This is a genomic window from Mycobacterium sp. (assembly GCF_050701675.1).
In the GTDB taxonomy this organism is placed as follows: Bacteria; Actinomycetota; Actinomycetes; order Mycobacteriales; family Mycobacteriaceae; genus Mycobacterium.
The window spans coordinates 1-1554 of the sequence record NZ_JBOGDD010000543.1 but is presented as its reverse complement, the minus strand read 5'-3'; the positions used below and the strand labels follow the sequence as shown (position 1 = coordinate 1554).

2 protein-coding genes are annotated in these 1554 nt (G+C 69.0%); one reads left to right on the top strand and one right to left on the bottom strand.

Going from position 1 to position 1554, the window contains the following annotated elements:
• A partial coding sequence (locus ACRDUX_RS16460) for a pyridoxamine 5'-phosphate oxidase family protein (protein WP_526415085.1) occupies positions 1 to 194 on the bottom strand: 194 nt, incomplete at its 3' end.
• A gap of 34 nt (positions 195 to 228) precedes the next feature.
• On the opposite strand from ACRDUX_RS16460, the gene ACRDUX_RS16455 reads away from it, so the two are divergent.
• Positions 229 to 1509, top strand: a complete 1281-nt coding sequence (locus ACRDUX_RS16455) for a DUF222 domain-containing protein (protein WP_526415084.1) — start codon at positions 229 to 231, stop codon at positions 1507 to 1509.
• Positions 1510 to 1554: the final 45 nt, after the last annotated feature.

Below are 1554 nucleotides of genomic sequence, written 5' to 3'. Positions count from 1 at the left end.
GCTACGCGGGCGTCGCGGGCGACGTTTCTGGCCTTCTGATGGCCGCCGACGATGTTGACCACGACGTTCTCTCCGTCGGTGGTGACCCAGGTTTGGGTCAGCTGCGGAGATCCATCCGGCATCAGGGTGGCGATGAAACACGGGCTGGGGCGACGCAGAAGATCGAGCAGGCCCTGGGGCAGCGGTTGAGGCATGGGCTTGTCATACACCCGACGTAGAGTCGAACGCATGTTCGATACGACGGCGACGATCGATCCGCTCGCCATGGAGGCGGTGCTGGTCGAGCGCATCGCGGAGCTCGAACGCGAGAAGTCGGCGGCCGCTGCCGAGCAGGCGATACTGACCGCTGAACTCGACATCAAGCGCCGCGCTCGCGAGGCCTCCGAAGGCGTGCGAGCGGCCAAACGCGGCAAGGGCCTCGCCAGCGAGATCGCCCTGGCCCGCCGCGACTCACCCAACCGAGGAGGTAGACACCTCGGGTTCGCCAGGGCTCTGGTCCACGAGATGCCCCACACCCTGGCCGCACTGAAGGCGGGATTGCTCTCCGAATGGCGGGCCACGGTGCTGGTGCGGGAGTCGGCATGCCTGGACGTCGAAGACCGCCGCACCCTGGACGCCAGGATGTGCGCGGATCAGAGCACGTTGGAGGGCAAGGGCGACAAGCGACTCGAAGCCGACGCCAAGGCCATCGCCTACGAACTCGACCCGCACGCCGTCGTCGAGCGGGCCGTACGCGCCGAGAACGAGCGCACCGTCACCAGCCGACCCGCCCCCGACAACATGGCCTACGTCACCGCCCTGCTCCCAATGGCCCAAGGGGTGGCCGTCTATGCCGCACTCAAACGGGAGGCCGACACCTGCGGCGACGGCCGCGGGCGCGGCCAAATCATGGCCGATACCTTGGTCGAACGCGTCACCGGGCGGCCCGCCGAGGTGCCGGTGCCGGTGGCGGTCGAGCTCGTCATCACCGACGAGGCCCTGCTCGGTGGCGACCAGACTCCGGCACGGGTGCCGGGGTATGGGCCGGTGCCCGCGGCGGTGGCGCGGCGGTTGGTCGGTTCGGCGGTGGGTGAGAAGGATTCGCGGGCGACGTTGCGGCGGCTCTACAAGCATCCGCGCAGTGGCGGGTTGGTGGCGATGGAGTCACGGGCGCGGTTGTTTCCGAAGGGGTTGGCGCGGTTCATCGACGTGCGTGATGACACGTGTCGCACGCCGTACTGCGATGCGCCGATCCGGCATCACGATCACGCCACCGCGCATCATCGGAGCGGACCGACCTCGGCGGTCAACGGGCTCGGTGAGTGCGAACGGTGCAATTACGCCAAGGAAGCCCCCGGCTGGACGGTGACTGCGGTCTGCGATGACAAGGGCTGTCACACAGCCGAATTCACCACCCCGACCGGGGCGGTTCACCGGTCCACGGCGCCGGCCCTACCGGGGCCGGCCAGAGTCGAGCTCAGCCAGATCGAGTACCGCGTCGGCATCGAGATCGCGAAGGTCGCCGCCTAACGGAGTTCGGTGGCCGACTCGGGCGCCTCGGGCGGCGGGGTCGGC

What these genes read in the sequence shown, in the direction of transcription:
- ACRDUX_RS16455 (WP_526415084.1), top strand. Translation starts at nt 229, where the DNA reads ATGTTCGATACGACGGCGACGATCGATCCGCTCGCCATGGAGGCGGTG.